Below are 24,721 nucleotides of genomic sequence, written 5' to 3'. Positions count from 1 at the left end.
ATATACTCCGATAACTTGAAAAATTGGCGTCAAAATACTTCGGACTTCGCATTTTGTCACGTACTTTTGTACGCGCTCTATTTTCTTTTTTTACAAACTCATCAAAGCATTTTTTTCCTTTTCTCTTCCCTAATCTTTTGATTTTTATATTATGCAGTGGTCTCTATTAAGCTGTTATCCAATTGTATTTTAATTTTTAGAGGCGCAACTGGATAGCTTAAGATTGTTAATAATGGATCTAAATAAGCTTTTGATTGCATTGTCATCTATAAGATTAATCAACGTTTTATCCGCCAAGTTCTTATCAATTGGAACGTCGCCGATATATTGTATTTTGTTGTTTTTACAATAGTCAGTCAGCCCACTTTTACCAAATATATACTCCTTATGGCCGGTAGTGCTATTGATGAAGAATGACATATTTTCAATTATGCCCAAAACATTTATCTGAAGTTTTTTAAACATATCAATCGCCTTTAGTGCGTCAACGACTGCTAAAGTCTGTGGTGTAGTTATGATAATTGCTCCATCTATTTCGTAATTTTCTGCGATACTTAAATGTATATCACCAGTCCCTGGTGGTGTGTCTATAATAAGGTAATCTAGGGGTTCTTCTTGAGTCGCCCACAGCGTCATTTTGAATAACTGGTGGATTGCTTTTGTTAACATTGGTCCTCTCCACACAAGAGCTGATTCTTCCGGTACCAAAAAACCCATGGACATAATTTTAACGCCATATTTGCAGAATGGGATTAACAAATTGTTTTTTACTTCTCCCTTTTCCTTGATATTGAATATTCTTGGCATAGATGGACCATAGACATCAGCATCCAGCAGACCAACTTTATTACCAGCTTCAACGAGTGCTATTGCTAGATTTGAAGCAAAGGTGGATTTGCCAACCCCACCTTTGCCAGAAGCTATAACCAATATTTTACCAATATTAGGTAGTTTAATTTTTTGTTTCTTTGGCTTATCGTTTGGAAACATGCTTTGTCCAAAAATGCTATTTTGTGTAGAAGGTCCTTAACCATCGTTAAAGCTAACATATAATTATTATATAGTCAGCATAAAATAAATTGATTATATATATACTCCGATAACTTGAAAAATTGGTCTTAAAATACTTCGGACTTCGCATTTCGTCACGTACAAACAGTACGCTCCTCATGCTCATCACTCGTATTCATTGCTCTTTTCCAAGTTCTCTGTCGTCTGTAAATTCGCCAGCTCTCTTGATTTACTAGAGGCATATTTCATCAACTTTAAAAAGAGCTAAATAAACTTTGACATTGTCGATTAAAGGAATATAAATTTAGTGGAAAACAAGAGCACCCGTAGCTCAGCTGGACAGAGCGTTAGACTACGGATCTAAAGGTCAAGGGTTCGAATCCTTTCGGGTGCACCATAAACAGAGGCTTCAGGTATGAAAAAGAAAATATTATGGATATCCACCGCTTGCTTATTAATTGGCGTGAATTTTGTATTAAGGTATATGCATATAAATAAGATAGAGGAGACAATCGATATTGTGTCTGATAAGCTGTTGGAACATGGTCTTAAGCTGACATATGACAAAATAAGCTATGGTAATATTGGGTTTTGGAATGTGAGTGCCAGAATGGTAAAGCCAGTTTTTCTGCAAGAGAGACAAGGTTTTTCGGATAAATCAAGCGTTGAATATATCGACCTCACCCATTCTTTAATAACAAAAAGCTTGAAAGTAGAATCTTCAGATAAAATAAATACATTAATTACGGATGCCAATGGAGAACAAAAATACTCATCTACATTCACCTCTGCCCCAGCTTTTAATGTTAAGTTAAAGGGATATTTAATCACGCAGAATGAGTTCTTAGAAAAAAATAGATTAGAGAGATACTTTATAAAGTATGTTGATGAACTCAACTATACTTCTTCTGGCCACATAACGAGCAAGGTGGAAAAAGATGACACTGTGACATCAATCTCCTCTGTGGATAATTTTACAGTCAAATTAACAAATCAGTCTGTTGAGGATCATACTGGTTTTAATGTGAAATTTAATTCGGATAAGGCAAAATATTTCTCTACACCAACTTCTGATAGTTATGCGAAATTAAATTCTGAGCTAGGTGAAATTAGCTTGATTGGTGATTTGAACTGCTCATTTGATTTTAAGGATGATGCAAGAATCAATCTAAATGAAGAGGTTATATTGGCTGACGTGAAACCTGTATATAAGTTACACATAGACACTCTTAAGTTGACCACTCAGCCATATAGCTTTCAGATAGATGGTGATATGGTGCTTGGGAAAACTCAAATGATACCTTTTTTCGACTTGAAGTTTGGCGTTGTAAACTATACTAATTTGTTAAACTTTTATTTCAATTTTTATAACACATTGTTTGCTAATGCTGACATTATGCGGGCGCTTTCATTAGGCATGATTCAAGACAACCAAAAAGCAGCTGTTATCAAGTTATTTGAAAAAGTTGCTAGCAAATCTCAAAACGATAAATATGAACTGCGTATTACTCAACTAAAGGAGGCGCCAATGATGATTGGAACTTATTCATTTGATGAGGTCGCGGCGATGTATAATAAATTGATTGAGCAAAAAGGAGAAGGTGATACAAAGGCAATTGAATAAGTTGCCATCCAAGGAGAGTATACCTAAAGTCAAATTAAGAATTGGCAAATGTATAGACGACAGATAGCTTGAGTATATATGCACGGTTACAGGTATAAAATTTATCTAATTCTGTTTTTTCTGTTTTTTTTATTCACGGATACAGCATTGATTTACATTGCCAACAATACCTACAATACTAAGATCGTGCTTGATACATCAAAAAAAAACTATGCAACAACCAATTCTAAGAACACTGCGGGGGATAGTATTTTATCTGAAGAATTTGAGTTAGTAGTTGAATCTGTTGAAGAAAAACCCGACACTTATACAATCTCTATCAAAACATCAGTTAGAAGTGGTTTGCTAATGGTGCGAGTTATAGATATGCAAAATAAAAAGGATGTTCAAACGTTTGAACTATGCACTTCTCCTTATAGAATAGAAATGAAATTGCCTTTACAAAGCAGGTGGATGATAAAAGTTCATACCAAAGACGAACTTGAGGTAGAACATTTTGCGGGTTACAGGCTTGTTATTGATAATGGTGGTTATAAGTTAGTTCAAATAAATTAAGATGTTTGCATATTCAGATTCAAGATTGATTGATCACAATATCTTAAGGCTAAAAAAGGTTATCTTAGATACAAATAGCTACCCAAAATTTTTACCGTGGTGCAGCGGTGCACGAATTATCACGCAGACTGAAGCGGGCTTTACAGCTGATCTTATTATTTCTTTTAAAGGAATGAATATAAAGTATACATCTTTAGTAACGGTTAAAGACACTATGGAAGATAACGATAAAAATAATAAGGAATTAAGTGGCAGGCATGAGGAGCGTAAAAAAGAGTGTGCAACGGAACGTGATGGCGTCAAAAGAGCGATGCCAGCTTTTAAAAAACGTGTGGTATATATTAAGGCGACCATGATTGATGGGCCTTTTGAGTTTCTTAATTCAAGTTGGGAGTTACAAATGGTGGATGAGGATAAAACAGACGTAAAGTTTAAAACAGAATTTTCCCTTAAATCAAAATTTCTTCAGAAATTAATGCATCCAATGCTTGGTTATGCAAGTAATAAAATACTTAAATCGTTCGAAAAATATATAAATTCTCAATTAAAAACTTAATTGATGAGAGGTATACAAAAGAAAGATAGAAGAAATAAAATAAATAATTATTGAAAAAGTAAAATCTCGCGTATAGCATAAAACCTATATTTTGTTACTAAATCGATTAAAATGAGCGAACAACAGAAAGCTACCCTAAAAATTCCAGGGGTTGAGAAAGAGATAGAGTTACCAATAGTAGGTGGTACTGAGGGGCCATCTGCGATAGATGTAAGAGATTTATACAGTTCCTCTGGATATTTTACATATGACCCAGGATTCATGTCTACTGCATCCTGCGAATCTTCAATCACGTACATAGACGGTGAAGCTGGCATTCTGCGTCACAGAGGGTATAATATTACTGAATTGGCGGAAAAGAGTGACTTCATGGAAGTTTGCTACCTACTCTTATATGGTTCGCTGCCAAATCAAGTGGAAAAAAATCAGTTTGTATATTCAATAAAACACCACACTATGGTGCACGAACAGTTACAGTTTTTCTTCAGAGGCTTCCCTCGCAACTCGCACCCTATGGCAATTATGGTTGGGACAGTAAGCTCCTTATCTGCGTTTTATCATGAGAGTTTAAACATCAAAAATGCAGAACAGCGTGATTCTGCTATCAGAAAATTGATTGCAAAAGTTCCAACTCTTGCAGCGATGGCATATAAATATTCAATTGGTTTGCCATTTACATATCCAGATAACAAATTAGACTTCAGCTCAAATTTGCTGAAAATGATGTTTGGAGTTCCAACCGAAGAGTATAAGGTGAACCCAGTTGTGGCCAAGGCTTTGGACACCTTGCTGATTTTACATGCAGACCATGAGCAAAATGCTTCCACATCAACCATAAGGCTTGCAGGATCGTCTGGCGCAAATCCATTTGCGGTGGTAAGTGCAGGCATTGCATCACTTTGGGGGCCAGCGCATGGTGGAGCGAATGAAGCGGTTATTAAAATGCTTGAGGAAATTGGGGAGCTAGAGCGTATTCCTCTTTATATAGCTAAAGCAAAAGATAAAAACGATCCTTTCAGACTGATGGGTTTTGGGCATAGAGTGTATAAAAATTACGATCCAAGAGCAAATGTCCTCAAAAAACATTGTCACGAAGTTTTGGCAGACTTGAACATTAAATCTGATAAACTTTTGGACATTGCAATAGAGCTTGAAAAAATAGCTTTAAAGGATGAGTATTTTATTGATAAAAAATTGTTTCCAAATGTTGATTTTTACTCAGGAATAATATATAGAGCACTTGGGATACCAACTCAGATGTTTACAGTGTTCTTTGCATTAGCGAGGACTGCTGGGTGGGTTGCTCAGTGGAAAGAAATGATAGAGGACCAAAAAATGAAAATAGGAAGACCGCGTCAGATATATACTGGGCACGTTGAGAGACAATACCAAACAACTGACAAAGATTAATGAATTTTTATATGTTATTGCAATTATCACATAAATTTAAGAAACTTTCTGCCAAACTTCGTATAGTTATAATTTTTCTTATAGTATTAACAATCTGGATGCTAAGTGCTGTTTTCAAGGGAAAGGAAGCGCCAAATGTAATTAACCAACCCAATTTAAACTATAAAGTATCAAAATCTGTGGCAGTAAACAAAGATAAGACATTAAGTTTTACTGGCATAACCAAAGCAGAAGAACATGTAATTTTAACCTCTGAGCTAAATGGGAAAGTTGTTAGTATACTGGCAAAAAATGGGAGTTTCTTAAAAAGGGGGAGTGAGATAGTTCAACTTGATCAAAAAAACTACCTGCAAAGTTATAATGCTGCCAAAGAAGATTTAGCCAACAAAGAGATTTTATATCAATCTGCGCTAAAGCTAAAACAACAAGGGTTGGGTTCTAATGCAAGCCTTGCTGATTCTAAAGCCAAGCTTTATGACGCTAAAGCTAACATGAAGCAAGCTAAAATAAATCTGGATAACTCTATAATAAAAGCACCTTATGATGGAGTGATTGATGAAATAAATGCCAAAGTGGGTGGCTATTTAACAGCTGGTTCTCCGGTTGGAAAATTTTTATCCAATAAAATCATCAAAATAAAGTTCAGTGTTCCAAATAGCCAATTTGATGATGTGAAACGCAGCACAGGGGTGTCTTTAGTCATCGATGGCAAAGAGGTTAATATAAAAAAATTATCTTCGCTAAGTTGCTCTGCAAATGATGTGACCAAAACTTATGCAGCAGAAGTCTTAACCGACAATACAGAACTTGGATTGAAAAGTGGGCAGATTGTTAGAGTGGTTGTGAATGCAGGAAGTTTTTTGGCACATAAAGTAAATCAGTCTACAATCAACATAGACGTCAGTGGAAATGTTGGGGTTAAAATCTTGAATAAAGAAAAAGTTGTAGAGTTTGTTCCAGTAGAAATAATTGGAGAAGACAGTGATGGATTCTGGGTTATTAATTTGCCAGAATCTGTAAAAATTATTACTCTTGGGCATCAGTATCTTCAGGCAGGGGAAAAGCTTGTCCACATGAACAAAGATGGGAAAGATTTATAATATTCCGTTTAATAATGATTTTATTAAATGCTTCACCAGAAAAATACTGGATATCACTGATGACTTCAAACAGCCAAATGAAAGTTTAATTATTTTTCCACATAAAAGGCTGCAGCATGCTTTTTTTCAGCAAAAAATCTGCGCTAACAAAAAAAGTGTGTTATTGCCCAAAACTTTAACATTTTCTTCTATTGACGAAAACATTTTAGAATTTGATGGTTTTTGTAAAGATTTACCAGAATTAACAACCAATTTGTTTGGAAAAAAGGTTGTCACAAACCAGCAGTTAACAATTTTATTACAATTTATCATCGAAGATTTAAAAAAAACAAGCGATGAATCCAGCCCTACATTTTTTAGGACATTGAGTGTTGAAAAACTTAAGAAGGCGATTTTTGAATGTTACCACTATCAATATGATTACAAAAAAATATTCCCTACCTCAAAAAATGAGAAAATATTGCTTGTTATATTGAATAAGCTGGAGCATCATCTAAGTGCTCATAATTTATTACTTAAAGCTGCTTCCCTTAATTGGGCTGTAAGCACAATAACAAAGGCATGGGACCATAGTACGAAAAAACGAGTATTTACGATCCTCCCACAAACAGACGTAAACTATATATCCTCTTTTTTGAATAATTTGGCAAAACACGAAGAAAGTGTGATATTTATCAGAGGGTTTGATGGGAATTTATACAATAATGTTGGTAAGAGCCATCAATGCCATATATCTAGTTTTTTAAATCGTAACAATATACTGCCACAAACAGTTGAGGATGTTGAGAACCTAATAGAATATAGGGATAATAACATAAATATCCTCACTGCTAAAAACCCAAACGAGGAGGCGAAATTAATATCTCTTTTCATTAGAGAGCAATTGGCTAATGGTCAGAAGAAGATAGTAGTCCAAACAAAATCAATCGACTTGGCGCAGAAAATAGAAAGCTTCTTAAAACTTTGGGATATAGATGTGGATAACCTATTGTCCAACTCATACAGAAACAATCAGGAGCTGATGCTATTTTTATTGATAGCAAATTATTTGAACTCAACAAAAAACGACTACCTTTTTTTACTTGATATTCTGAAGTCCAAGTATTCCAAATTCTATGATAAAGAAGAACTTAAAGACTGGGAGCTCAATTATCTACGCCAACACCTATACAGAGAAAATATCAGTGATTATTTTCAAGAACTCAACCAATGTCAGCAAGAGAAATTCAATTCTTTACTAGAGTTTGAAAGGAATCTCAAAAGTGCAAGGGAAGAAATTAAAAACGAGCAGAATAATTTATATAAATATTTTCAAATTCATGTCGGAGTGTTCAATGCTTTAAGGCAAAACTTTGATAGCTCAACTTTAGGACAAATTTTACCATCAATTGAAAAGGACTTAAAACATTTTAAACAAGAGTACTTTTTAAATTTCAATACATATATTGCGATTATTGAAGAAATTATATCCGCAAACATGAGAACAACAAACACAATGCCTAATTGTTCTGTGCAAATTTTACAAACGTTTGAAAACAGGAATATGCAGTATGAAGTATTGGTATTTGCAGGATTGAATGAGGGTATATTTCCAGATACTAACTTAGACCACGGGTATTTTCATCCATATACCAGAACAGCCAATAAATTAAAATCATTTGATGTAGAGATTGGTTTTATGGAATATGATTTCTTCAATTCACTGTTTAACAAAAATGTAGTTCTTAGCTATAGCGAATCTCTTAACGGCAAAACAACAAAATGCAGATGGCTTGAAAAAATGTTACTTACTAAAGAGGCAAAAGAACAATCAGATTTGTTCAGCAGAAAATACAGAACTTTGTTGCAACAGTTGCAACACGAGGATAAAGCAGTAGATAGAATATCTGGATGTGTAAACATGGATGTCAGCTCCAGGCCAAATAAAATTTCAGTTAGTGGTGTGGAAAAGTTGATGTCTAATCCATATGTGTATTATGCGAAGTATATAGCCAAGCTTAACCCATTAGAAGATATAGGAAGATCTGCGGGAAAAAAAGAGTTTGGAATTATGTTACACCAAGTTCTTTCACAGGTTTGCTGTGAGAGGTATGATAGTTTAGAGGGTTATACCAATGAATTCACCTCTCTGTTTTATAAATGCATAAAAGAATATCATGTACCATTTATAATCAGTAAACTATGGTACGTGAGACTCAAGAATATCATCAAAAATATGTATCAGTGTAGGTCTTCGGGGGCAGAGATTTTTAGCGAAATCCCAGGGGGTATAGCTTTAGATATAGCAAATCGATCAATTTATGTTCACTGCATATCAGATAAAATTGAAATAACAAAGAATGGCGCAAAGATTTTAGACTATAAAACCGGTTATGTACCAAGTGCTAATGAGGTGAACCAAGGAATTTACCCTCAATTGGCAATAGAAAAATTTATTTTACTGCACGGAGGTTTTAAAGATATCCAATACTCAAAGATTGATGCTGGTGTTTTTTATGTAGATATAAGCGGTAAGTCTATAACAAATATTTCAATATCAATTGCAATTGATATTGAAAAAACAACAGCGGGACTAAAAAAATTATTAGAAGATTTTTTATGTAATAAAACAGAATTCTTTGTTATGAATAATGCAAAAACAAATAAAAAAAATAAAGAATATATGCACCTGATAAGATATGTAAGTGGATAGCATTAAATTTGGTATCACTTACTTGTTGCTTTTGTTGGGTTTATGCTTTGGTAACAGCAGTGATGGGTAGATACTTGGAGGATAAAGGTCAAAAACTGGCTTAGTGCAGGTCGTTTAACATTCCCTTTAAAATCGCAAATGGCAAGCCTAGCGCTTGCGCGCGAGCCTTGCAGGATTGCCATTTACCATCAAATCCATAAGAGATTTTACATAAATAAATATATTATTATTTTCTTATGGATTTGATCAGATTTTTATCTAATTATTCCCTAGTTTTGCCATACCTCAGACTATTTTGACGGAGGGACTTATTAGAGGTGTGTAGAACAATAAGCTTGAGATGATATCTAAAACAGTGCCACTGTATTCAAATGTTGTTGTGACAGGTTGTGCTCTGATATGCCATCATCATGAATCAAATGAGTTTCTGACGGCGTAACATTTTGGTACAGAAAAGAACCGTAATACCGCATGTCTTCAATTGTCTCACTTAAAGTTGCTTTCATGCCCTTATAATCAAAATCTTGTGCTACTATATAAAACAACCCAATTTGTGCTATTAAATCATTATAATTTTCTGTCTCTATATCTGATACAGACCTAACACCGATCTCAGTGGCAAGTATCACATCCTGTAAAATTGGATTTTTATCTCCTATAAATTCTTTTATAATACCAATCTCTGCTGCATACTGAAGAAAAGAATTTGTAACGCTGTAAAAAGAAAATGTACTCATATATACCTCATTTATTATTGATCACATTTCCAGAGTGTTGCCATAAGATAGATATAAAATTGCCCTGCTCACTTAGGAAATTATTGTTATCCTCAAAATGTACCCAGAGCTTAATCGTAAGATCGACAACTTCTTCAGATTTTGAAACTACCTTTGTTTTTCTGGTCATTCTTGCAATTCTGTGCCTTGTGTTTGAGTTATTGGACTCAATTGAGAGTGTATGTTGTTTGCCAACAACATGTTGATGGCGAGGTATAACCTCTGAATAAACAGACCAATCGTCTGTGTAATAACTGCAATTATCTCTACTTATGATTTTCCACAATTTTCTAAAGGTTGTAACGTTACGCTTACCAACCACCCAGGCAACAACTCTCTTGAGCTCCCTACTATAGGCTTTCCATATCCATAATTTGTTTTTTTTGAATCTACAAAATGCCACATCTCATCTATTTCAACTTCTCTCAATTCTTCCGGCACTGTTGGTCTTGGTATCTTTTTAGCATACAGTATTATCCACTTATATACGCTAGTATGAGCTACTTTAAATAATTTCCCTAGTCATCTAAAGCTACTTTTCCCCATGCTGTACAATAACACTGCCAGAGCCTTCATCTCTGGCGAACAGCCTCTTAATTTAGTGCTTGTAAAATTACATCCACACTCTTTGCATTTATACCTTTGCATACCCCTAATATTACCATTCTTAACGTATTTACTGCTACTGCATTTTTTACACTCTGTATTCATATTTCTATTTTCTTTGTTGCTCGCTATATTCATTTTAGCATCTCATCTATCTTATGGCAACACTCCCCACATTTCAATGGTAACATATCAATGACACAACTTAAAGGGGTTAATCGCTTTAAATGAAATTATATGGATCAATATCCACTTTAAGCTGAATCGAGGATGGAACATTGATTGAATCCAACCATTGACTGATATAACTCTGAATATTAGTTTGTTTTTTAGTTCTGATGATAATTCTATACCTGAATTTATTCCTTAATTTATACATTGGGGCGGGTGATGGACCCAGTATATCTATTTCGTTTTTTAGGGGGGCAAGTTGCACGATGTGATGCATAAATGAGTGTAAATTATGTTCACAACTGGCACTTCCTCTGATCATTGCCAATTTTGAGAATGGAGGCATAAAAGCTTTGTACCTATTTTCGATTTCAAGATTAATAAATGCATCGTAGTCCCATTGTTTAATATGTGTTAACAGCTGATTCTCTGCAAAAGATGTTTGTATAAGTACCAGACCCTTCTCTTGTTCTCTTCCAGCTCTTCCAGCAACCTGATATAATAGCTGAAACGTTCTCTCCAAAATTCTTAGGTCACCTCCGGCAAATGCAATGTCTGCATCAATTACTCCAACAAGATGTAAATCTGGGAAGTTTAGTCCCTTTGCCAACATTTGCGTTCCTAGTATTATGTCGTATTCCTTATTTTCTATTTCTTGAATAATTTTTGAGGCTTTTTTTAGGTCTCCTACGGTGTCACTTGTAAGTACAGCTATTTTTGCGTTAGGGAATAAAGATTGTAATTCCTCTTCAATTCTTTCAACACCTGGCCCAATAGCCACAAGTTTTTCTTCAGACTCACATTTTGTGCACCTGATTAATTTTTCTTGAGAAAAACCGCAATAATGGCATAGCATTTGGTTTTTCTTTTTATGTTCAACCAGCCAAAATTGACAATTTGGACAAGAAAATTTTTCGCCACAATTTTTACATAAAGTTAATGGAGAATACCCACGCCTATTTAAAAAAATCATCGATAATTTTTGACGTTTTAAACAATTAAGTATCTCGTCACGAAGCGGGGCTGATATCCACTCATTATAATTTTTACTTAGTTGGTTTAAATCAACTATTTTCACACTAGGCAAAGCAACACCTGTATATCTGCTTGGTAGTTTGTGCAGTTCATACCTTTTTTGCATAGAGTTGTGGTATGTTTCAACACAAGGTGTTGCTGTGGAAAGTAGGACTGGAAACTCTTCTATTTTTGCTTTTATAATTGCCATATCCCTTGCATTATATATTATACCCTCCTCTTGTTTAAAGGAGTTGTCATGTTCTTCATCGATTACGGCAAGCTTTAGATTTAAAAAAGGTAAAAATAGTGCGCTCCTTGCTCCAACTACTACGTTTATCTCTCCATTCAGCACCCCATGCCAAACTATGGCTCTTTTTTTAGGGGATAGAGATGAATTCCATTCAGCTATGTTGCAATTTTTAAGACGTGTTTTAAATCTTTCAACTAATTGAGTTGCAAGCAAAACCTCTGGTAAAAGTATTAAAACTTCCCCCTTATCATCAATTATTTTTTGCGCAGTTTCTAAATATACTTCAGTTTTACCAGAACCGGTTGCCCCCTGGATTAAATGAACTGCAAATCTGTTGAATCCGCTTGCTTGAATTTTTTCAACCACATTGTGTTGCAGCTCTGATAACTGTACTTCGATTGTGGTATTTATGCTGTTGTAATTGGCGTAATTTTCCCTACCTATCTGATATTCAATATTTTTTTTGTTAAGCAACAGCATTTTTATAACGTTACCAAAACAGACCATATTATACTTTGCCATCCAACGGGCAAAATCTATGATTTTCCCACTGAGCTGAGGTAAATTGTAGAAATCTGAAATTTCTTTTAGTTCGTAGTCAAAGGTGTCTTCATAAATATGATCTATTTTTGTAATTACGCCGATTTGTTCTCTATTTCGAAACATCACTTTGACTATAGAGCCGATCTTAGCGTTTTGTTGTTTATCTGGAATTTTATAGGAAAATTCCTGTTCTAATGGAAGCGCTAATATAACACTTGCTACCCTAACTTCCTTTAACATCAAGTTCCATCTATTTTTTTATCCATTTTAGTTGAAAAAACTTTCTCTTCAAGCTTCGTTTACTTCTGCCTCAGATGTTACACCATGGAAAATATTATCAGTGGTTTTTCAAAATAACGCTAGAGCTAATTTAAGTTTTTGCGTATAATACGGCTATTATTTACTAAAAGACCAACAATATTTTATGAACGAAATAAAGCTGAATGGTAAAATAAAGGAATTGGATCAACAAAAAATATGTGGAGTTGAACTGCTCAGTGAGATTGACAAGAGCTTGCATAAGCAATGTGTTGCAATCAAAATTAACGGCGATGTAAAAGATTTATCTACCGAAGTTGTTGTTGGTGATGATGTTGAATTTGTAACTTCTTCTAGTACGGAGGGACTTGACATTATCAGACATGATGCGGCACACATAATGGCGCAGGCAGTGAAAGAGTTATATCCTTCAGCACAAGTCACGATTGGCCCTACTATAGAAAACGGTTTTTACTATGATTTTGCCAATGTAGAACCTTTTAGCGAAGCGGACCTGGAAAAAATAGAAGCAAAAATGCAGTCTATTATTGATCAGAATCTTCCCATCATAAGAAAAGTTGTCACAAAAGAAGAAGCTGTTGATTTCTTTTCAAAACAGGGAGAGACTTATAAAGTAGAAATTATTGGGTCGCTACCTCAAGAAAGCCAGATCACAATATATACTCAAGGCAATTTTTCCGATCTTTGCAGAGGCCCTCACTCACCATCAACTGGCGTTGTAAAAGCGTTCAAATTGATGAAAGTGGCGGGAGCATATTGGCGAGGCAACAGCAATAACGCAATGCTACAGAGAATCTACGGAACAGCCTGGGCGGATAAAAAGCAACTTAAGCAGTATTTAACAATGCTTGAAGAAGCTGAAAAACGTGATCATAGAAAGATCGGGAAGGCATCAGATTTATTCCATTTCCAAGAAGAAGCTCAAGGTTCTGTATTTTGGCATCCAAAAGGTTGGGATTTATTTCAAAGACTGTTGAATTACATCAGGGAAAAACAAAACAATAATGGTTATCTTGAGATTAGCACGCCTGAAATAATGGATAAAAAATTATGGGAAGCATCTGGTCACTGGGAAAAATTTGGAGAAAACATGTTTACCGCCAATACAATTGAGGAGGGGAGGTTATATGCAGTCAGACCCATGAACTGCCCAGGTGGTATTCAAGTATATAACCAGGGGATAAAAAGTTACAGGGAACTCCCCCTACGCTTGGCAGAATTTGGCAAAGTGCATAGATATGAGCCATCAGGAGCACTACACGGGTTAATGCGGGCGCGCGCATTCACCCAGGATGATGCTCACATATTTTGTACCAATGAGCAAATAACGGAAGAGTGTATTGCTGTATGCAAATTGATAATGGAGATATACAAAGATTTTGGATTTAATAACGTAAAAGTCAAGTTTTCCGATAGACCGCAAAAAAGAATTGGCTCTGATGAAGTTTGGGATTCTGCAGAAAAAGCGCTGCTTAATGCGTTAGTCGAACAAGAATTGCCATACACTTTAAACAAAGGAGAGGGGGCATTTTATGGTCCTAAGTTAGAGTTTGTAATGCGAGATGCAATAGGAAGAGATTGGCAGTTAGGAACCCTACAGGTGGATTTCAATCTTCCAGAGAGATTGGACGCAAATTACATTGATAAAGATGGTAAAAAATATAGGCCGGTGATGTTACATAGGGCGCTTTTTGGCTCAATAGAAAGATTCCTCGGCATATTAATTGAACATTATTCTGGAAACTTGCCACTTTGGATTGCACCAACCCAGGTTGTGATAATAACAGTTACAGATAGTATAAATGATTATGCTAAGACTGTCTTTAGTACTCTTAGAACAAAAGGGATAAGGTGTACTATTGATCTTGAGAACGAAAAAATCACCTACAAAATCAGAAAATATTCTCTTGAAAAAGTACCTATGATTGCCGTATTAGGGGAAAAAGAAAAAGAGGGTAATCTGGTCTCTATAAGAAAAATAGGTAGTAATCAGCAAGAAACGCTTGAGTTAAATCAGTTTATGGATAAATTACTATTAGAAATACAACAAAAAAGGAGTTAAGTTATATCCAAGAAAGAACCAAATATTAATGTAAACGAAACCATTTCAGCTAACAAAATCCGTCTTATAGATCACGATGGCAAGATGGTTGGCATCACCACTTTGCAAGAAGGGTTGGAATTGGCTAAAACCCGAATGCTAGATTTAGTTGAAATTTCTGGAAACGTGGTGCCTCCTGTTTGCAAGGTGTTGAATTTTGGCAAGTATAAGTACGAAATTACAAAAAAAGCTCAGGAAGCCAAAAAGAAACAGAAAGTGGTTGAGGTCAAAGAAATTAAACTAAGACCAAACATCGCAATAGGAGACTTTAATGTTAAATTGAACAATGCAAAACGCTTTGTAAGTGATGGCAATAAGGTGAAGGTCAGTTTATTTTTTAAAGGGCGTGAAATCGCGCATGAGGATGTTGGTCTTGGTGTGATAGAAAAATTCAAAGCCGAATCAGCAGCTTTTTCTAAGGTTGAAGTTGATGTCAAGAAAGAAGGAAAGCAACTTTCTGTAATCATTGTCCCGAAATAGTATAAATGAAAGATTTCACACCAAAACAAATCGTTGATGAGTTAGATAAATATGTCATTGGCCAAGAACAGGCAAAAAAAGCTGTTGCTGTTGCTCTTAGAAATCGATGGAGAAGGAAACATATTGCAGACGAAATAAAAGATGAGGTAACCCCACACAATATACTGATGGTTGGCCCAACTGGAGTTGGAAAAACCGAAATTGCAAGGAGATTGGCAAAGCTTTTAAAATCCCCTTTTATTAAAATCGAGGCCACAAAGTTTACTGAAGTAGGCTATGTGGGGCGTGACGTTGACTCCATAATTAGAGATTTACTTGATATTACAATCAAAATGGTGAGAGAGGATTTTTCTGATGAGGTGAAAAGCACTGCTCTACAGGCTGCAAAGCTCAGATTAGTTGATTGTTTAGTGGGAAAAGATGCTTCTGAGGAAACGAAAAAGTTATATCTGGAAAAGCTTAACTCCAAAGAATTGGATGAAAGAGACGTGGAGATTTCAATCACTGAGCCAACCAATAAACAACAAAATATACCAACCTTTGACATTCCAGGAATGCCAGGAGGGCAAATGGGGATGTTTAATCTGGGGGATTTGCTGAACAAAACTATGGGGACAAAGAACCAAAAGTTAGTTAAGTTAAAAGTTTCCGAGGCAATGAAGCATCTTGTAGCACAGGAGACAGATAATTTGATTGACGAGCAATCCATAATAGACAAAGCAATCAAAATGACAGAAGAGGACGGTATTGTATTTTTGGATGAGATTGACAAGATAGCCAGCGGCAATGTTAATAAGCGCAGTGAGGTTAATAGAGAAGGTGTGCAAAGAGATTTGCTTCCATTAATTGAAGGAACTGCCATCAGTACCAAGTATGGCATGGTAAAAACTAACCATATTTTATTCATTGCATCAGGTGCATTTCACTTGGCTAGACCATCAGATTTACTTCCTGAACTTCAAGGAAGACTTCCTGTTAGGGTGGAACTACACCCATTAACCCAGGAAGACCTTGTTAGAATACTAAAAGAACCAAAAAACTCATTACCAAAGCAGTATACTGCTTTGTTTGAGACCGAAAAAGTAGCCCTAGAGTTTACGGAAAGCGGTTTAAACAGCATAGCAAAATATGCAATTCACATTAACGAAGAAGTGGAAAATATAGGTGCTAGGCGTTTGCACACGTTGTTTGAAAAAATTCTGGAAAATATCAGCTTCAACGCGGATGAAAATGCCGGAAACAAATTCGTTGTTGACGAGGCGTTCGTGGAGAAAAACCTAGCCGATATCAACAAGCAGGATGATCTTGCGAAGTTCATTTTATAGCTGATTTTTTACGTCGCCTCTAAGTTTCTCTAAATATCTGGCTAATAAATCAACCTCAAGGTTGACTTTTGCCCCAATTATAAGGTTGGATAAATTTGTACAGCCCCATGTGTGTGGGATGATATTGACAAAGAATTGATGATCGGTCACCTCATTCACGGTGAGGGAGACGCCGTTTATTGTTATGGCTCCCTTATTAACTATATATTTCTTAATTTTATGTGGGAGCTCAAATTGAAGTGCGTGAGAACCGCCAATTGTTTCGGTTCCTAACAGCTTTACTGCGCAATCAACGTGCCCTTGCACAAAATGACCATTGAGCAAATCCCCCACTTTCAAAGCTTTTTCTAGATTTACTTTGTAGCCATTATTCCATTGGGCTAAATTTGTGACCTTCTGTGTTTCTAATGAAGCTTGAAGCACAAGCTCATGCTCCAATACCTCAATCACTGTCAGGCAAATCCCATCACATGCAATAGAATCACCTATTGATACTTCTTTCAAATTTAAAGAAGTACGTATCAATATTTTCCAATCTCTAGATTCCTTATTGATGTGTGAAATAGTACCAATGTCGACTATAATGCCACTGAACATGCCTTTTATTTCTCTTGCATTAAGTTAAAAAAAATATATCCTACCTTGGATAATTAGTCAAACTGAGCTTCACTACTTAAACATGAAGGTGTACCTTGATAGTTGCGATGTTGCAGCCATAAAAAAATATAAAGAATTGGGTGTTGTTGATGGAGTTACAACAAACCCGTCCATCATCGCCAAGTCAAAACAGGACTTTGGAACTGTAATACGCGAGATATGTGAAATTATAGATACATCTGTAAGTGTTGAGGTGATAGCAACTGATTATGATAACATGTTGCGCGAGGCGGAAAGGCTCTCTGAGATAGCGCCTCAAATTACAATAAAATTACCAATCACCCAAGATGGCCTGAAAGCTTGTAAAGTATTGGCTGAAAAGTCTATTGCTGTCAACATGACCTTATGCTTTTCTCCAACACAAGCATTGCTTGCTGCAAAAGCTGGTGCCACTTATGTATCCCCATTTATAGGTAGGCTTGATGATATGGGGCGCGATGGCATCGCACTGATAGCAGATATTTGCGCCATATACCAAAATTATCCAGATATCTCAACTCAAATTTTAGCTGCGTCAATAAGAAACCCAATACATATAATAGAGGTGGCTAAGCTTGGGGTGGATGTTATAACCTTACCACCAAGCCTTATCTCTGCTATGATAAATAATCCTTTGACAGAAAAAGGTATTGAAATTTTTCTTAACGACTGGAGTACAGTCAAAACATAACCAAAATACATATGCATAAATTCAGAACTCATAAATGTGGACAACTGTCCACCCAAGATATCGGCAGTACTGTAAAAGTTTCAGGATGGATCCACAGAAAAAGAGATCACGGAGGGGTTTATTTCATAGATTTAAGAGACCATTTTGGCATTGTTCAATTGGTAACATCCAATCAGGATGATAGGCTTTATCCACTGCCAAAGGAGGACTTTAACACACTTACATCACTGAGTTATGAAAGTGTAATAACCGTGGTTGGCAAAGTGGTAAAGAGGTCAGAAGAAACCATCAATAAAGAGTTGCCAACAGGTGAGGTAGAAATTGTTATAGAACAATTCAACATTGAATCAGAAGCTGAAGTTTTGCCAATTAACGTGAACTCTGACCAACCATTTCCAGAAGATTTAAGACTGAGGTATCGTTTTTTAGATTTAAGAAGGGAGAATATGCACAACAATATTGCCTTAAGAAGCAAGGTTGCCAGATTCTTAAGAGATGAAATGTACAAGAGAGGTTTTACTGAATTTCAAACCCCAATATTAACTGCAAGTTCACCTGAAGGAGCAAGAGACTTCTTGGTACCAAGTAGATTGCATCCAGGGAAGTTTTATGCCCTCCCTCAGGCGCCTCAGCAATTCAAGCAGCTTTTTATGATTGCAGGGTTTGATAGGTACTTTCAAATTGCCCCATGTTTCAGAGATGAGGACGCAAGAGCTGATAGAGCGCCAGGGGAGTTTTATCAGTTGGACATAGAGATGTCATTTGTGACGCAAGAAGACGTCTTTGAGGCAATTGGACCGGTACTTGCTAATACTTTCAAAACATTTTCGGATTGGAAGGTGACGGATTATCCATTCCCTCAAATAACTTATCACGACGCTATGCTAAAATATGGTTCAGATAAACCAGATTTAAGAAACCCAATAGTTATCCGAGATGCGACAGAGGTGTTTAGACACTCAGACTTCTCCATATTTAATGCTGGAATTGAAAACGGCAGCGTAGTTCGTGCTATACCAGTGCATAATTGCAAGGGGCTCAGTAGAGGGTTTTATGATAAAATGATAGCTTTTGCCCAGGCTGAACTTAAAGCAAAGGGGCTGGCATATATCGCCATAGACGAAAATGGTGAGGGCAAAGGTCCGATCGCAAAATTTTTAAGCCCGGATAAATTTAAACTGCTAAAAGAAATTTGCGATTTAAAGCAAGATGATTCAGTCTTTTTTACATGTGATGTTGAAGAAATCGCAGCTAAAAATGCAGGTAAAGTTAGAGAAAAACTTGGGCAAGAGCTTAATCTTGTTGCAGAAAAAGAATTTAGGTTCTGCTGGATAGTGGATTATCCGTTTTACGAGTGGAATGCTGAAGAGAAGAAGCTGGATTTTTTCCACAATCCATTCTCCATGCCGCAAGGTGGTTTAGAAGCATTACAAAATGCTAAAACACTGGAGGAGAAATTGATGATAAAAGCATTCCAGTATGACATCATATGTAATGGGGTAGAGCTTTCAAGTGGTGCGATCAGAAACCATAAACTTCCCATAATGTACCAGGCCTTTGCAAACGTTGGTTATAGCAACACACAAGTTGATGAAAATTTTCCCGCTATGGTTAAAGCATTAAAGTATGGTGCACCTCCACATGGCGGTATCGCACCAGGTGTTGATAGAATGATTATGCTTTTGGCGAATGAGCCTAATATTAGGGAGATTATAGCTTTCCCGCTTAATCAAAATGCGCAAGATTTATTGATGGGGGCACCGACAAATGTTGACCAAAAAGCGCTTCGTGAATTGAACATCATGATGGCACCAAAACCTGATCGAAATTAAGTGAAGATGATTGTGGGTATTGGTTGTGATATTGTTGATATCAGAAGAGTGGAGAGGTTGATAAAAAAATATAAATATAAGTTTTTATCAAGAATCTTTACCGAAAACGAAATTAAACTTGCTAATAATCCTGAACATTACTCATATTTTGCCAAAAGATTTGCAGCAAAGGAAGCTTATGCTAAAGCAACTGGGCATGGTATTAGGGGAGAGGTTGCTTTCCAGGCTATAGAAATTTTTAACGATGCCAAAAATGCTCCTTTTTTTAACAAACATCCAATGTCCAACCAAGGGGTTAAAGCTTTTTTATCAATTGCGGACGAATATCCATACACAATTGCTTACGTTATTTTGGAAACCTTAAGCAAAAGCTAAGGGGAAAGTTCCTCCATCAAAATATCATGAGTTTTTAATATGAATATAAGAATTCTTCCTCAGATTGTTTATAAAATTACGGACATTTATGGACAACTTCTGGTTAAAGAGTACATCCTGAACCTCTTCTTCACTCACTTTTTTTATTACTTTTTTTCCTGCTCTCGTATCCACTAATTTCACCAATATAACACGGTCATCTATATCAATTGGGTGAGCAGTGACCCTACCTGTCTTAAAGTGGACTAAATCTTGTTCTATTGCATCTGCTATTGGTTTAGCCAATTGCCCCAGTTTTACCCAACCAATCGATCCTCCCGATGAAGCAGATGGGCTTTCAGAGAATTGTCTTGCAAGGTCTTCAAAGGCAATGCCTTGCTTAAGTTGCAAATATAGATTGTTTAAAAGTTTTTGCATATCTGCCTGCTTCAAAGATTGTTTGTACAACACGATTTCTGAGATCTTCACATCACTACTTGCTTCAACATTGGAGGATTGAACAACATTCGCAGATATATTATTTAAATTGTCATGCGTTTCTTGCTGAGAAACTTTAGTATCTGGCGCAATTTGTATTTGTACCAGTTTTTTTAACAAAAGTTGTCCCTCAATTTGTTTCATAAATTCAGCAGGACTTATCTTATAACGTTTAGCCAATTGCTCCAGATTGCTGACCCCATTATCTTTAGCTATCAAACCTATGTAAGACATCACTTGTTCTTTTGGCACAGAAATATTGTTTCTTCTTGCTATTTGAGCAATCAATTTTTCGTCGATTAGTGTTTGAAGAATAGATTGTTTAGCCTCCTTGCTTGAGATTTTTACCTTGTTTATCGACTCAGCCAACTCCACCCTTTTCTTCAAGTCATAAGATGTGATAATCTCGTTATTAACATATGCAACTATGTAATCCTGCTCTGCTAAGACTTCTGTGGATGAAGATACTATTAATGCTGCAGCTATAAGCAATTTTATTGATCTAAATAAGTTTGTCATATAAATTTATTTTCTAGTTAAAAATAGGTTCAATCTTCATATACGTTGTGAAGGAAGGCTTTAAACCTTTGGGCATAGAGTAATCTCTTTCTATACCAAAATTGATTTTTAAACAATCTCCTTTATACAACAAACTTATCTCATTGCTAACCCATTTACTAATATTTTTATTTTTTTCTTTGGCATTTAAGTCATACTGGTCGATTTTTTCTTCTTTGGTTAGATGTCCAATTTTTCGTTTCGCTTTTGCCTCCAGCCACCATTTCTGATAAAAATTATATTGCAGTTTTCCGCTTATCTCCTGATTGTAATCGTTATAACATTTATTGATGTATTGCTCTTTAATAAATACATGCCCCAGACCAAATACCAACTTTCTGTATTTCATATTGGCATCTAGCTCATTTTTAATTAAATCAAAACGATTCGGGGACAAACTTATATTGTTAACAAATGAGAGATCGCTACCAATCTGGGTATAAAGTTTTGCCACTATTTCAGACTTTTGCCCAATTATTTTGTCGTTCCAACTATAAGAGATGTTATGCTCCAATTCTTTTGGCCTGTTTAATTTATAACTCTGGCCTAAAACGGCTCCATAAGTATTGCCCTCAGTATAATAATTTGCTCTTAAACCATAGTTTATACTGGAACCAAAATCGATAATATCTTTACCGGTGAAAAAATTTGAGGCAAAAACATTTGAAGCGTTTATGAGTTGTTCTTGGCCGTCTTCTTTCAAAAAATTCCCGGTAGCTGATGAGTTGTAACTGAAATTTACAATTGGTTCTAAAATGATATTTTTATGCCCCTGATGCTTTATAAAAGGCCACCTCCAGTTCATAAGCAGTTTTCCTAACACTCTACTTTTACTTGTGGATTTATCGGCGGTATAATGAATGTTGTAGTAATCATATCTAATTGATGGAGAGATGCCCAATACTTGACCAAGTGGAAGATAGGTGTTATTTAACATATCCAGTTGGAAAGTTGCTCTTTTATAATTCGTTCCTTCCTCCCTAGTTAAATTGAGCAAGTCTGTAGAAAAAATAAGCTCATAACCAAATGGCAACTTCACTGGAACTTTATTGTAAGTTCTGACCCATGGTAAAACTGATGGGGTATCTTTCTTATTATTAATCTCGCCTTTTCTTAGGTCTTGAAAGAAAATTGTATCAAACATCAACAACATATTATCTTTCTTTTCTTTTCTTAGAGAAAACTTGCTTGTAAACACATCATCCTTAGAAATATTATATTTCTGGATGAATTTTTTTGAATTATCCAATACCCTTTTTGAATCATAGTCGAAAAAATAATTATTTTTTAACTTAAAATTCCCCGAGGTTTGGAACAATCCTTTAAAAGATTTTTTCTCATCAATTGCATCCCTATGAGTGAAATAGGTTTCTATCTCATAAAGACCATAATTGGTCAAATGACGAAAACTAAGGTTGTGGATAGCATTCTCTTTTGTGCTAAAAGTAGGCGTATATGTTAAGTCCATTTGTGGTAAAATACTAAAATAATAGGGAATTGATGTCTGAAAACCCAGGATATTTGAGTTTTTAAATTTTGGAGCTAAAAACCCACTCCTATTATGTGCTTGCGGGGTTGGCATAGAAAAATATGGAAGGTAAAAAACAGGAACGCCAAAAATCTCCACCTTACTATGCCTGTACTTTATTGTTTCCTCTTTCTTGTCCACTAAAGCTTCTTTCGCTTTAATTTGCCATATTGGAGTCCGAGGTTTCAGATTTTCATCGCAAACACTGCAAGTTGAAAAAACCAGCCCATGAACTAAAAATCTATTTCTATCCAACATTTTTGCAAAGTCTGAGGATAACAAGCCCTTTTTCGACAAACGTGCCTTAAACTTCACGATTACACCAGAATTCTTGTTTCGGTCCAAAAATGCTTCTTTGCCAAAAAAAAAGTTCCTACTATCGTTACTAAAAGCAACGTTACCAAATGCATACAGATAATTGGTTTTTTTATTGTACACAACTTTTCCAGTCATTAATTGCAAATCATCTTGTTTGATGTGTACATTTCCATTCGCAATGATTGATTCTTCAGCTTTATTGTATACTAGCTCATCTGCTTCAATTTCGATTTCTTTTTGTTCCTTGTTTTGATCTTGCGCTATGCACAAAGTTATGCAATAGAGCAATACCAAAACCATCGATAGAACATATTTATAAGGGTATATCATTAAATTTTATGCTTTTTATAAAATTAAGTTATTCTTAAAAAAGAAACAGTGTATACTCCATATTCTTTAGAAGTTGTTTTCGCCAGCTATATACCTAATTAACTAAAAACTATCAATTTGTAAATCATTGCTTACCAAATGTTTGAAATAACAGAGTTAAACAAGTTGCTAAAGGCCCATCAAATATCTCCAACCAAGAGGTTTGGTCAGAATTTTTTAATCAATGCCAATATTGTGGGTAAAATTGCAAGATCATTGGGCAACACAACTAATCGAAACATTTTAGAAATCGGACCAGGGCTTGGCGTCTTGACAATTTCTCTACTCCAAAAAGACATCAACTCTTTAACGGTTGTTGAGGTTGACAGAAAATTTATCCCAATATTAGAGGAGATAAAAGCAAATACCAGCAAAGCTTTCCATCTCGTAAATGCAGATGCGCTTAAAGTTGTTGAGGAAGAGATCATTAGTGGGAATTACACAATAGTTTCAAACCTTCCCTATAACATTGGAAGTTTATTGCTTGTGAAATGGTTGAAAAAAATGGATTTTGTTGATGAGATCATAATCATGCTACAAAAAGAGGTGGCAGACAGAGTTTTAGCCGAAGTAGCAACAGCAGAATATGGTAGGCTCAGCGTTTTGGCTCAGTATATTTGCCATTGTGAAAAATTATTTGACGTCGAACCAGAAAATTTTTTCCCAGCTCCCAAAGTATATTCTTCTGTGATAAAGCTGGTGCCAAAAACACCTAAGATAGAACTTGCCAGAATAGAAAATATAGAAAAAGCATGTAAGGCGGCATTCAACCTAAGGCGCAAAAAAATAAAAACAAGCCTCAAACCCATTCTCTCAAACCCAGAAGAAGAGTTGATGAAAATAGGTATAGATTTCAATAAAAGAGCGGAAGAATTAACTGTAGATGAATTTGATAAAATATCGTATATAATGTAAGAAAAAGAGTAGGGGTGTAATTTCTATGATGAATTATTTTTTTGATAACCAGTTGGATTTTTGGTATTTATTGGGTGCATTGTTGTTGATTATGGAAATGCTAATGGGTGGCACTATAATCATGTTTTTTGCGGGGATTGCAGCATTTAGCGTTGCTTTTGTTATAAGGTTTGATGTTGTTACATTAAATTCAATAATAAGCCAAGTTGGAATGTTTTGCGCATTCTTATGCTTTTGGTCTATAAGTTTATGGAAACCGGCAAGATACATAGTTAACTTGAATAAGCCAGCTAAGGATTATAATAATTTTGAGGGAAGCGTAGCTGTGGTGTACAGCGACGAATTGGACAACAAGAAAGTTGGAGAGATAAAGTGGTCTGGCGCGGTTTGTAAAGCTAAGTTGACAGCTGTTAACGGCGTGGCACCAGTTCGAAAAGGCGATAATGTAAAAATTATCTCGGTTGAAAATAATGTCTTTTTAGTAGAGAATGTGTAAGTTGTTTATTTTCATCGTTGATAGTTTGTT

22 protein-coding genes and 1 tRNA gene are annotated in these 24,721 nt (G+C 35.5%); 15 read left to right on the top strand and 8 right to left on the bottom strand.

What is annotated here, in order from left to right; all coding sequences use genetic code 11:
- Window positions 1-189: 189 nt before the first annotated feature.
- Window positions 190-990, bottom strand: a complete 801-nt coding sequence (locus tag Bandiella_RS03130; RefSeq protein WP_323733334.1) for an Mrp/NBP35 family ATP-binding protein — start codon at window positions 988-990, stop codon at window positions 190-192.
- Between the two features lie 341 nt (window positions 991-1,331).
- On the opposite strand from Bandiella_RS03130, the gene Bandiella_RS03125 reads away from it, so the two are divergent.
- The 7 genes from Bandiella_RS03125 to Bandiella_RS03095 all read left to right on the top strand — a co-directional run bounded on the left by Bandiella_RS03125 (window position 1,332) and on the right by Bandiella_RS03095 (window position 8,948).
- Window positions 1,332-1,408: transfer RNA gene (locus Bandiella_RS03125), tRNA-Arg, on the top strand.
- 18 nt (window positions 1,409-1,426) lie between these two features.
- On the top strand, window positions 1,427-2,635 hold the full coding sequence (locus tag Bandiella_RS03120) for a hypothetical protein (protein ID WP_323733333.1): 1,209 nt from the start codon (window positions 1,427-1,429) through the stop codon (window positions 2,633-2,635).
- Window positions 2,636-2,821: 186 nt separating this feature from the next.
- Window positions 2,822-3,190, top strand: a complete 369-nt coding sequence (locus tag Bandiella_RS03115; RefSeq protein WP_323733332.1) for a hypothetical protein — start codon at window positions 2,822-2,824, stop codon at window positions 3,188-3,190.
- 1 nt (window position 3,191) lies between these two features.
- Window positions 3,192-3,746, top strand: a complete 555-nt coding sequence (locus tag Bandiella_RS03110; protein WP_323733331.1) for a type II toxin-antitoxin system RatA family toxin — start codon at window positions 3,192-3,194, stop codon at window positions 3,744-3,746.
- Window positions 3,747-3,857: 111 nt separating this feature from the next.
- Complete coding sequence (locus Bandiella_RS03105; RefSeq protein WP_323733330.1) at window positions 3,858-5,156, top strand: citrate synthase; 1,299 nt, start codon at window positions 3,858-3,860, stop codon at window positions 5,154-5,156.
- A complete protein-coding gene (locus Bandiella_RS03100) occupies window positions 5,156-6,256 on the top strand; it encodes an efflux RND transporter periplasmic adaptor subunit (RefSeq protein ID WP_323733329.1) in 1,101 nt (366 codons plus the stop codon). Before Bandiella_RS03105 ends, Bandiella_RS03100 begins: the two co-directional genes overlap by 1 nt.
- Before the next feature lie 163 nt (window positions 6,257-6,419).
- The gene (locus Bandiella_RS03095; protein WP_323733328.1) at window positions 6,420-8,948 is read left to right on the top strand and encodes a PD-(D/E)XK nuclease family protein; all 2,529 of its coding nucleotides are present in this window, start codon (window positions 6,420-6,422) and stop codon (window positions 8,946-8,948) included.
- A gap of 347 nt (window positions 8,949-9,295) precedes the next feature.
- On the opposite strand, the gene Bandiella_RS03090 is transcribed toward Bandiella_RS03095, so the two are convergent.
- The 4 genes from Bandiella_RS03090 to priA form a co-directional block, all read right to left on the bottom strand.
- Entirely contained in the window at window positions 9,296-9,685 is a 390-nt protein-coding gene (locus Bandiella_RS03090) for a hypothetical protein (protein WP_323733327.1), read from the bottom strand.
- Window positions 9,686-9,692: 7 nt separating this feature from the next.
- A complete protein-coding gene (locus Bandiella_RS03085; RefSeq protein ID WP_323733326.1) occupies window positions 9,693-10,127 on the bottom strand; it encodes an IS1 family transposase in 435 nt (144 codons plus the stop codon).
- A 119-nt stretch (window positions 10,128-10,246) separates the two neighbouring features.
- Window positions 10,247-10,468, bottom strand: coding sequence for a transposase-like zinc-binding domain-containing protein (locus Bandiella_RS03080; protein ID WP_323733325.1), 222 nt, complete (start codon window positions 10,466-10,468; stop codon window positions 10,247-10,249).
- An 85-nt stretch (window positions 10,469-10,553) separates the two neighbouring features.
- Window positions 10,554-12,551, bottom strand: coding sequence for a replication restart helicase PriA (gene priA, locus Bandiella_RS03075; protein ID WP_407651264.1), 1,998 nt, complete (start codon window positions 12,549-12,551; stop codon window positions 10,554-10,556).
- Window positions 12,552-12,735: 184 nt separating this feature from the next.
- Between priA and thrS the strand changes: the two genes are divergently transcribed.
- The 3 genes from thrS to hslU are packed head-to-tail and all read left to right on the top strand — an operon-like array spanning window position 12,736 to window position 16,496.
- Window positions 12,736-14,652, top strand: a complete 1,917-nt coding sequence (gene thrS / locus Bandiella_RS03070) for a threonine--tRNA ligase (RefSeq protein WP_323733324.1) — start codon at window positions 12,736-12,738, stop codon at window positions 14,650-14,652.
- A gap of 3 nt (window positions 14,653-14,655) precedes the next feature.
- Window positions 14,656-15,171 carry a translation initiation factor IF-3 gene (gene infC, locus Bandiella_RS03065; protein WP_323733390.1) on the top strand — a complete coding sequence of 172 codons (516 nt, stop codon included), beginning with the start codon at window positions 14,656-14,658 and terminating at the stop codon, window positions 15,169-15,171.
- A 5-nt stretch (window positions 15,172-15,176) separates the two neighbouring features.
- Entirely contained in the window at window positions 15,177-16,496 is a 1,320-nt protein-coding gene (hslU, locus tag Bandiella_RS03060) for an ATP-dependent protease ATPase subunit HslU (protein WP_323733323.1), read from the top strand.
- Here the strand turns inward: hslU and Bandiella_RS03055 are convergent.
- A complete protein-coding gene (locus Bandiella_RS03055) occupies window positions 16,491-17,093 on the bottom strand; it encodes a riboflavin synthase (protein ID WP_323733322.1) in 603 nt (200 codons plus the stop codon). The two genes, hslU and Bandiella_RS03055, sit on opposite strands and share 6 nt — an antisense overlap.
- An 82-nt stretch (window positions 17,094-17,175) precedes the next feature.
- Here Bandiella_RS03055 and fsa point away from each other — a divergent pair, with 82 nt between their 5' ends.
- The 3 genes from fsa to acpS are packed head-to-tail and all read left to right on the top strand — an operon-like array spanning window position 17,176 to window position 20,030.
- Window positions 17,176-17,823: a fructose-6-phosphate aldolase gene (fsa, locus tag Bandiella_RS03050; protein WP_323733321.1), complete on the top strand. Its 648-nt coding sequence runs from the start codon at window positions 17,176-17,178 to the stop codon at window positions 17,821-17,823.
- An 11-nt stretch (window positions 17,824-17,834) separates the two neighbouring features.
- Window positions 17,835-19,655 carry an aspartate--tRNA ligase gene (aspS, locus tag Bandiella_RS03045; RefSeq protein WP_323733320.1) on the top strand — a complete coding sequence of 607 codons (1,821 nt, stop codon included), beginning with the start codon at window positions 17,835-17,837 and terminating at the stop codon, window positions 19,653-19,655.
- 6 nt (window positions 19,656-19,661) lie between these two features.
- Window positions 19,662-20,030 (top strand): holo-ACP synthase, encoded by a 369-nt coding sequence (gene acpS, locus Bandiella_RS03040; protein WP_323733389.1) that lies wholly within the window; start codon window positions 19,662-19,664, stop codon window positions 20,028-20,030.
- Between the two features lie 24 nt (window positions 20,031-20,054).
- Here acpS and Bandiella_RS03035 read toward each other — a convergent pair whose 3' ends face one another.
- Both Bandiella_RS03035 and Bandiella_RS03030 read right to left on the bottom strand, forming a co-directional pair.
- Window positions 20,055-21,026, bottom strand: a complete 972-nt coding sequence (locus Bandiella_RS03035) for a peptidylprolyl isomerase (RefSeq protein WP_323733319.1) — start codon at window positions 21,024-21,026, stop codon at window positions 20,055-20,057.
- Window positions 21,027-21,039: 13 nt separating this feature from the next.
- The gene (locus Bandiella_RS03030; protein ID WP_323733318.1) at window positions 21,040-23,181 is read right to left on the bottom strand and encodes an LPS-assembly protein LptD; all 2,142 of its coding nucleotides are present in this window, start codon (window positions 23,179-23,181) and stop codon (window positions 21,040-21,042) included.
- Window positions 23,182-23,379: 198 nt separating this feature from the next.
- Here Bandiella_RS03030 and rsmA point away from each other — a divergent pair, with 198 nt between their 5' ends.
- Together rsmA and Bandiella_RS03020 are read left to right on the top strand one after the other, a co-directional pair.
- Window positions 23,380-24,195 (top strand): 16S rRNA (adenine(1518)-N(6)/adenine(1519)-N(6))-dimethyltransferase RsmA, encoded by an 816-nt coding sequence (gene rsmA, locus Bandiella_RS03025; protein ID WP_323733317.1) that lies wholly within the window; start codon window positions 23,380-23,382, stop codon window positions 24,193-24,195.
- 25 nt (window positions 24,196-24,220) lie between these two features.
- Entirely contained in the window at window positions 24,221-24,691 is a 471-nt protein-coding gene (locus Bandiella_RS03020) for an NfeD family protein (protein WP_323733316.1), read from the top strand.
- Window positions 24,692-24,721 lie beyond the last annotated feature (30 nt).

Source organism: Candidatus Bandiella woodruffii, from assembly GCF_034359465.1.
GTDB lineage: Bacteria > Pseudomonadota > Alphaproteobacteria > Rickettsiales > Midichloriaceae > NDG2.
Note: the sequence above shows the minus strand (reverse complement) of the source record. Positions and strands in the feature narration are given on the sequence as shown.